This window comes from Variovorax rhizosphaerae (genome assembly GCF_037889975.1).
GTDB classification, from domain to species: domain Bacteria; phylum Pseudomonadota; class Gammaproteobacteria; order Burkholderiales; family Burkholderiaceae_C; genus Variovorax; species Variovorax rhizosphaerae.
The window spans coordinates 89,106-96,870 of sequence record NZ_JBBKZT010000022.1 but is presented as its reverse complement, the minus strand read 5'-3'; the positions used below and the strand labels follow the sequence as shown (position 1 = coordinate 96,870).

Annotated in this window: 8 protein-coding genes; 4 read left to right on the top strand and 4 right to left on the bottom strand. The window is 65.6% G+C overall.

Features of this window, described 5'->3' with window-relative positions:
* Positions 1-368: 368 nt before the first annotated feature.
* Positions 369-512: a hypothetical protein gene (locus tag WKW82_RS32680; RefSeq protein ID WP_340347066.1), complete on the bottom strand. Its 144-nt coding sequence runs from the start codon at positions 510-512 to the stop codon at positions 369-371.
* Positions 513-1,130: 618 nt separating this feature from the next.
* Here WKW82_RS32680 and WKW82_RS32675 point away from each other — a divergent pair.
* Positions 1,131-1,478 carry an antibiotic biosynthesis monooxygenase family protein gene (locus tag WKW82_RS32675; protein ID WP_340347065.1) on the top strand — a complete coding sequence of 116 codons (348 nt, stop codon included), beginning with the start codon at positions 1,131-1,133 and terminating at the stop codon, positions 1,476-1,478.
* A gap of 9 nt (positions 1,479-1,487) precedes the next feature.
* Here the strand turns inward: WKW82_RS32675 and WKW82_RS32670 are convergent, their stop codons facing one another.
* Complete coding sequence (locus WKW82_RS32670; RefSeq protein WP_340347064.1) at positions 1,488-2,321, bottom strand: DODA-type extradiol aromatic ring-opening family dioxygenase; 834 nt, start codon at positions 2,319-2,321, stop codon at positions 1,488-1,490.
* A gap of 94 nt (positions 2,322-2,415) precedes the next feature.
* On the opposite strand from WKW82_RS32670, the gene WKW82_RS32665 reads away from it, so the two are divergent.
* Entirely contained in the window at positions 2,416-3,297 is an 882-nt protein-coding gene (locus WKW82_RS32665) for a LysR family transcriptional regulator (protein ID WP_340347062.1), read from the top strand.
* 72 nt (positions 3,298-3,369) lie between these two features.
* Positions 3,370-4,311 (top strand): class I SAM-dependent methyltransferase, encoded by a 942-nt coding sequence (locus WKW82_RS32660; protein WP_340347061.1) that lies wholly within the window; start codon positions 3,370-3,372, stop codon positions 4,309-4,311.
* 37 nt (positions 4,312-4,348) lie between these two features.
* On the opposite strand, the gene WKW82_RS32655 is transcribed toward WKW82_RS32660, so the two are convergent.
* Positions 4,349-5,062, bottom strand: a complete 714-nt coding sequence (locus WKW82_RS32655) for a nucleotidyl transferase AbiEii/AbiGii toxin family protein (RefSeq protein WP_340347060.1) — start codon at positions 5,060-5,062, stop codon at positions 4,349-4,351.
* Positions 5,055-5,630 carry a helix-turn-helix domain-containing protein gene (locus tag WKW82_RS32650; RefSeq protein WP_340347059.1) on the bottom strand — a complete coding sequence of 192 codons (576 nt, stop codon included), beginning with the start codon at positions 5,628-5,630 and terminating at the stop codon, positions 5,055-5,057. The genes WKW82_RS32655 and WKW82_RS32650 overlap by 8 nt, the downstream gene beginning before the upstream one ends.
* 65 nt (positions 5,631-5,695) lie before the next feature.
* Here WKW82_RS32650 and WKW82_RS32645 point away from each other — a divergent pair, with 65 nt between their 5' ends.
* A complete protein-coding gene (locus tag WKW82_RS32645; RefSeq protein WP_340347058.1) occupies positions 5,696-7,564 on the top strand; it encodes an ABC transporter ATP-binding protein in 1,869 nt (622 codons plus the stop codon).
* The last annotated feature ends 201 nt before the right edge of the window (positions 7,565-7,765 follow it).

Genomic DNA, 7,765 nt, shown 5'->3' with positions numbered 1-7,765 from the left:
ATGCGCGCGTGAAGGTGCCGATGCCCGCGCCCGCGAGGCCGAGGGACATCAACGCATGCAACGCGTTGCGGCGGCCGGGCAATGCGCCGGACTTGCGAAGGGAAGACATGGAGGCTCCTTGTTGAAAAGTCTGGATGGACGACGAACAGAAAGTGGCCAGCGCAGTGCCCTCAGGCTCAGGGAGTGTCGGCCTCAGCGCGGTCAGGGCCTCGGCCCGCGTGGGCATGGACGGGACCGTACGTGGACGTGTCACTGAAATCCTCGCGGCCGCACTCGCGAACCGCAAGGCTTCGCGCACGGTCATTCGCGCTTGCATTGGATGACATGCTCGACTCCATCGGGATTCAGCAACGCGGTGCGGGCGCATGTCATGTGCCCAACCTGTCTTCGGGCGGCAGGTCTTGCAGCAGGCCCGGCGCACCGAAGCGGACGTTGGCCGGCTGCACCCATCCGGCGCCCATGACGCGCCGCGCCAGGCCCAGGTAGGCGCTGGCGTCCGAACGGCTCCTCACACGAATGATCTTTTTGCAACAAAAAATGTTATAAATATAACAATCAAGGTGCCAAGGATCAAGCGCTTTTTTGGACCGCTCCGGGCAAAAAATCAGCGCGTGGCATTTAGTCAGGTCTTCGGCACGTCGAGTGGTCGGCGGCCTCGCCCAAATCGAGAACCCCTCGCACCACCAGGGCTTCGTCGAGCTGCTGGACACAGGCTCCGCGCGGACTGGACAGCATGTAAAAACAGGGTGGCATGGATGTCAGAATCCTGACATCCACACGGTTTGGATGGCACAGGCTCGGCAACTCATCATGAGCGCACTTCCGCTATGGCATATCTATCAGACCCCGACCGGATCAGTCTTGATGCCAATCAGCGACCCGCACGGACCGCGCAGGGCCCGATCGCGCGGATCATCACCAGGCAACCCATCTACCTTCGCAGCAGGGTGCATGCCTCCATCGCCATGACGATCGGATTTCCCATCCCCGCCCTGCTGCGCCACCTTGCGACCTGATCGCCGCTGCATCGAAGCAGTGGCTTCCACGTCGCACCGGCCGCGATGACGCACAGCCGCGCGGGCTTACGCCTTGGAACAGCCACCTTGCAGGCCGCGCTCCAGAATCCGCCAATGACAAGCCCATCCTCTCCACGCATCGCCCGCATCTGGCGCGGCCGTACGCCGAGTGCCAAGGCCGACGAATACGAGCGCTACAACTACGAGCACGGCGTCAGGACGCTCATGGCCAAGGCGCTCGGCGTACAGACCTTTCGCGAGGACCGCGACGGCGAAACCGAGTTCATGACCGTGTCGTACTGGGCCAGCATGGAAGCCATGAAGAGCTTTGCCGGCGAAGACCCGACACGCATCCACCATCTGCCGCGCGACGCCGAGTTCCTGATCGAATTGCCCACCAGCGTGCAGATCCTGCGCATTGCCAACACGCACGGCGATACGGGCGGCACCGCGCGTGGATGACCGCCTCGGTCAGGCGTCAGCGGCCGCGCCGAAGCGATAGCTCGACACCACGAGACCACCCATGAACGCGTCTTCGTGGTAGACGCGGACGCCCTCCTCCGATTCGGCCGCGCCAACGGCAACCATCAACGGGATCAGGTGTTCCTCGCGCGGATGCGCCGCACGCGCCGACGGCGCCGTTGCCCAATGGGCCAGTTGTCGTGCGCGATCGGCCGGCTCGCCTTCCACCACGGCCTCTTCGAGCCAGTCGTCGAAGGCCTTCGACACACCATGCGCCTGCGGCCCGAAATTGCGCAGGTTGTGATAGCTCAGACCGCTGCCGATGATGAGCACGTCCTCGTCACGCAGCGGCGCCAGCGCACGGCCGAGGGCGACGTGCTCGGCAGGATCAAGGCCGCGCCGCAGCGACAGTTGCACCATCGGCACATCGGCATCCGGGTAGATCGCAGCCATGGGCGAGAAGGCGCCGTGGTCGAAGCCGCGCTCGGCGTCGATGGCGGCAGGCAGGCCCGCGCCTTCGATCAACGCCTTCACGCGCAAGGCCAGGTCAGGCGCACCGGGCGCGTCGTAGCGCACCTGGTAGGTATGCGCCGGAAAACCGCCGTAGTCATAGATCATGGGCGGCTTCGGGCTGGCCTGCACTGTGAAGGCCGGCTCTTCCCAATGGGCCGAGACCATCAGGATGGCGCGCGGCTTGCGACCGATCTGGCGCGGCATGTCCGCCAGCGAAGCTTCGAGCCTGGCGTAGGCCTGGCCCATCTCCTTCTTCATCCAGGGCCAGGGGCCGCCGCCGTGCGAGATGAAGTAGGTGGGCAGGCGTGAATTCGTGGTGGGGGTGGTCATGTCTTGAATCTCCGTTTCAACGAATGTAGTGATTTCCCCTGCAGAATTCGAGAGCCACTGATTCAATGATTCGTTTCTCCAGAGGAAATCATCCATGGACCAACTGACCAGCCTTCGCGTCTTCCGCGAGGTCGTCGACGCCGGCAGCTTTGCCGCCGCCGCGGAACGGCTCGCCATCTCCGCGCCCATGGCCAGCAAGCATGTGGCGCAACTGGAGAAGTCGCTCGGCGCGCGCCTCCTGAACCGGTCGAGCCGGCACCTGAGCCTGACCGAAGCCGGTACCGCCTGGTACGCGCAAAGCAGCCAGGCGCTGGACCTGCTCGATGCGGCGCAAGCCTCGATCGGCCAGCGCGACGCGACGCCGCGCGGCCAGCTCAAGGTCAGTGCGCCCGTCTGGTGCGCCACACCGCGCTTCGCCCGCCTGCTGGCCGCCTACCGCGAGCGCTGCCCCGAAGTGCTGGTCGACATGCACCTGGAGAATCGCAAGGTCGACCTGGCCGCGGACGGCTACGACCTGGCGTTGCGCGCCACGCACGAGCCCTCGCCGGCATTGATTGCCCGGCGGCTGTGCAAGGTGCAGTTCCACCTGGTGGCGGCCACGGCGCTCGTGAAGCGGGTTGGCACGCCCGCCGTGCCCGCCGAGCTTGCGCGGCTCGGCGCCATCGTGCCGAGCTACGTGAACATCGAAGGGCTTTCGCTCAAGGCCGCGGGCGGCCGGCAGGCACCGCTGCGCCTCGCGCCGGTGATGCGCTCCGACGACACCACGCTCAGCCTGCACGCCGTGCGCGCCGGCATGGGCATGGCCTTCCTGCCGGAATGGCTGGTCGACGAAGACTTGGCGAATGGCCTGCTCACCCGCCTGGTGCCCGACTACACCGCGCCAGCAGTGACCTTGTTCGCGGTGTACACGAGCCGGCAATACATGGCGCCGAAACTGCGCAGCTTCATCGACTTCCTCGCGGAGCGCCTCACGTAGACATCCAGCCCTGTACAAAGCATCCAAGTCATTCGACACTGCGCACCCGCTCGACGCGCGAGGAGAACTTCCTTGATTCCAGCAGACCCCAGCCGCACCGCCCTTGCCACGTCCATGATGCGCGCAACCCATTCGCGCACGGCACCCAGCCCATTGCTTGACGACCGTTGGGGCGACCGGCTCGTTCCCGACGCCGTGCGTGCCGCCGCGCTGCAGGCCGTGCTGTCTCGATTGGAACCGGACGCGCGCACGCAGGCGCTGCGGGCGCCCGATTCGGTGCTGGACAACGCACTGCGCGCCAATGCCGCCTACGCGGACGTCATCCTCCGGTCGCGCTACGCGGAAGACGTGCTGGCAACGGCCATCCAGCGCGGCGTCGACCAATATGTCCTCGTCGGTGCCGGCTTCGACAGCTTTGCACTTCGGCAACCCGCGCACACCCCGTCCTTGAGCGTCTTCGAGATCGACCATCCCGCGACACAAGGGATGAAGCGGCGGCGGCTGGCCGAGTGCGGCATTGCGCCACTCGACAACCTGCACTTCATCGCGGCGGACCTGTCGACCGAAAGCCTCGACGCCGCGCTCGCCAGATCATCGTTCCAGTCCACCCGCCCCAGCTTCTTCTCATGGCTCGGCGTCACGATGTACCTCACGCGCGAAGCCAACCTCGCGACGCTTCGCGCCATCGCCACGTGCGCGGCGCCGGGCAGCGACCTTGTCTTCACCTATGTCGACAGCGCCGTCTTCGAGCCCGGGTATTCGGCCAGCGAATCGTTCCAGCAACTCCGGGCTTCCGTGGCGTCGGCTGGTGAGGCATTCCTTTCGGGCTTCGATCCGGCGACGCTCGCGGATGAACTTCGCGAAATCGGGCTCGATCTGCTGGAAGACCTGAGCGGGCTCGAGGTGGCCGCCCGGTACGACAAGGCGGGGGTGAACGGTTTGCGTTCCAGTGCCGCGGCGCACATTGCGCATGTGCGTGTGGTCGGTGGGGCTGCCCAACGCAAGGGTGAATAGCTTGCGGTTCCGCTGAAGGCGCCTGTTCCGCGTTGCCCTACGTACGCACAGGTCCCACCTTCGGCAGCAACCGCTTGATCCGCTGGCGCAGCAGCGCCGGCGGGACAGTCATCTGCATCATCTGCATGCAGCGCTCCAGTCGCCCTTCGCGCGTCAGCAGCTTGCCGATCGCCCGCGCCAGGTCGGTGTCGATGCTCTCACCGTAAGCGACCATGGCTTTCTCCCGCGCCTGCTTCAACAACTTCGCACCCGGCTGCATCATCGCGAGGTCGATCAGGTCGCGGCTGAAAACGGCGTCGTCCGCCCATCGGTCGGAGTTGGCCAGCAGCTTGCTGGTGGCCATGTCCAGCGGGGACAGCGTAGCCACGCCGCATTGCATGTCATCCGGCCCGGGTGACGCCAATTCGATGCGCGCCTCGAGGACGATCTCGAACTTGATGGCGACGCCATCGACCCCGACGGCCGTGCGAATGCCGTACTGGTCGGCGCGCACTTCCCGCAACTGATTCAGCGAGGCGCCTTTGCGGGCAATGTTGGCGAGACCTTCCTTGCCGGTGAGGCGCTGCCGCAGTACGCGATAGCCGTCGATGTCAGACACCAGGAAATCGATGTCGACCGACTCGCGGTACTCACCGTAGCGCAACGCCATGGCGGTGCCGCCACCGAACAGGCATCCGTTCGCCAGCAAAAACGGACCATCGAGCGCCGCCAGCACTTCGGCGACGCGAGCGTGGTGCGGGCGCTCAAACAAGCAATTGCCCCTTGCCCACGGTACGGACCAGCGAATCGATCAAGGCACGCTCGTTGGCTTGCAGCTGCGCAGGGTCGACGTGCCGCCAGTTGCGTTCGTAGAGGCCCAATGCTTCTTCGGGTGTCAGCTCGGTTGCGCCAGGAACATGCCAGGCCAATTGCTTCAGTTGCGGATAGTCGACAAGCTGGATGCGCCGGACTTTCCTGCTCCGCGCCTCGCCCGGGGCCGCCGCTTGTACCGGGGCTCCTTCTTCGCCATCGACCACGCGCATCTTCAAGCCAAGTGCCGCCATGGCATTGGCATATGCACCCATGGTGACCGAGGGCTCACCGCGCTCGATGCGATGCAAGGTCACGCGGGACAGGCCGGCCGCTTCGGAGGCCGTGACGGCGCTGATGCGCAGGGCTTTGCGCCGCTGGCGAATGTGCGCTCCCAGCGTGCCGAGGGCATCGGCAGCATCTGCTTTCGGCTTGGGTGCTCTGGCGGGCATGGTGTTTCTCATTTTATGCGATTTTCCACTTTTGAAAACAATGAGAAACGCCTTGAGCCATTGCCTTTGAAAAGCCACGATTTCGCGCAGGGCTCAAAATCACCTCCCGCACGACTGCCGTGACGCGCCAGGAGCCACTCCCCTTGTTCCGCCTTTTCGAAAAACTCCTCCACCCCTACCCGCCCACCGAGCCGACACTGCCGCCCTCCGGCTTCTTCGCCTTCGTCTGGGCCTGCACGGATGGCGTGCGCGGGAAGATCCTCGCGATGGCCTTGCTCACCGCGGCCATGTCGTCCTTCGAGGCCTTGCTCTTCGCCATGCTCGGCCGCATCGTCGACTGGCTGGGCGGGCAGGATCCGGCGCGGCTGTGGCAGGAGCGCGGCGTCACGCTGATGTGGCTGGGCTTCGCGCTCATCGCGAGCATCGGCGTGGTGGCGCTGCAGACCATCGTCAAGCACCAGACGCTCGCGGTGAACCTGCCGATGCGCCTGCGCTGGAACTTCCATCGGCTCATGCTCGGCCAGAGCATGGCCTTCTACCAGGACGAGTTCGCCGGCCGCATCACGGCCAAGGTGATGCAGACCGCGCTCGCCGTGCGCGACACCATCTTCGTGCTGGCCGACGTGCTGGTGGCGATGGCGGTGTACGTCGCGACGCTGATCGTGCTGGCGGCCGTGCTCGACCGGCAACTGATGCTGCCCTTCATCGCCTGGCTGCTGCTGTATGTCGTGCAGCTCTGGTTCTTCGTACCCCGACTCGGCCAGATCGGCAAGGCGCAGGCCGATGCGCGCGCGATGATGACCGGCCGCGTGACCGATGCGTACACCAACATCGCCACCGTCAAACTGTTCTCGCACACGCACCGCGAGGCCGGCTTCGCGCGCTCCGCAATGCAGGACTTCATGCAGACCGGCTACGGCCAGATGCGGCTGGTGAGCGCCTTCGAGATCAGCAACCACATCCTGAGCATGGGGCTGACCGCCGGCATGGCCGGCACCGGACTGTGGCTGTGGTCGCACGGCGCGGTCGGCATCGGCGCGGTGGCGGCATCGACCGCGATGGCGCTGCGGCTGCAGGGCATGTCGCACTGGATCATGTGGGAGATGACCAGCCTGTTCGAGAACATCGGCACCGTGCAGGACGGCATGAAGACGCTCTCGCGTCCGCGCAGCGTGCTCGACGCACCCGATGCCGTTGCGCTCGACGTGCCGCGCGGCGAAGTGCGCTTCGACCATGCGGTGTTCCGCTACGGTACCGAGGCGGAGAAGGGCCGCAACGTCATCGACAACATGAACCTGACCGTCGCGCCCGGCGAGAAGATCGGCCTGGTCGGCCGCTCCGGCGCCGGCAAGTCCACGCTGGTCAACCTGCTGCTGCGCTTTCATGACCTGCAGGGCGGGCGCATCCTCATCGACGGGCAGGACATCGCGCATGTCACACAGGATTCGCTGCGCGCGCACATCGGCATGGTCACGCAGGACACCTCGTTGATGCACCGCTCGGTAGCCGACAACATCTCCTATGGCCGGCCCGATGCGGACCCTGCGGCGGTCCGCGCGGCGGCACAGCGTGCCGAGGCGCATGACTTCATCCAGACGCTGAGCGACGCCAGCGGACGTCGCGCCTACGACGCGCATGTGGGCGAGCGCGGGGTGAAGCTCTCCGGCGGCCAGCGGCAACGCATCGCCATCGCACGCGTGATGTTGAAGGACGCGCCGATCCTGCTGCTCGACGAAGCCACCAGCGCGCTGGACTCGGAGGTCGAGGCCGCGATCCAGGCCAGCCTCTATCGACTCATGGAAGGCAAGACCGTGATCGCGATCGCACACCGGCTCTCGACCATCGCGGCGATGGACCGGCTCATCGTGCTCGACGAGGGCCGCATCGTGGAGCAAGGCGACCACAAGACGCTGCTGGCACTTGGAGGGCTCTACGCGCGGCTGTGGTCGCACCAGAGCGGCGGCTTCCTTGGCGAGCTGGACGAGGAAGACGAGACAGCGGAAGCGGCCTGATTCCTACACCACGCGACCACGCCCGCCGACAGCCTTGCGCCGCGATGCGCCCAATACTTGAGGCACCTAAACAGAGGAGTCCCCCGTGAATTCCATCATCTATATCGTCGGGCTGGTTGTTGTCGTGGTTGCAGTGCTTTCGTTCTTCGGAATGCGCTGACGAAGGCGTGAATATTTCTACTGCGGCCACCGATCTCGGGT

What these genes read in the sequence shown, in the direction of transcription:
- WKW82_RS32675 (WP_340347065.1), top strand. Translation starts at nt 1,131, where the DNA reads ATGACAAGCCCATCCTCTCCACGCATCGCCCGCATCTGGCGCGGCCGT.
- WKW82_RS32670 (WP_340347064.1), bottom strand. Translation starts at nt 2,321, where the DNA reads ATGACCACCCCCACCACGAATTCACGCCTGCCCACCTACTTCATCTCG.
- WKW82_RS32665 (WP_340347062.1), top strand. Translation starts at nt 2,416, where the DNA reads ATGGACCAACTGACCAGCCTTCGCGTCTTCCGCGAGGTCGTCGACGCC.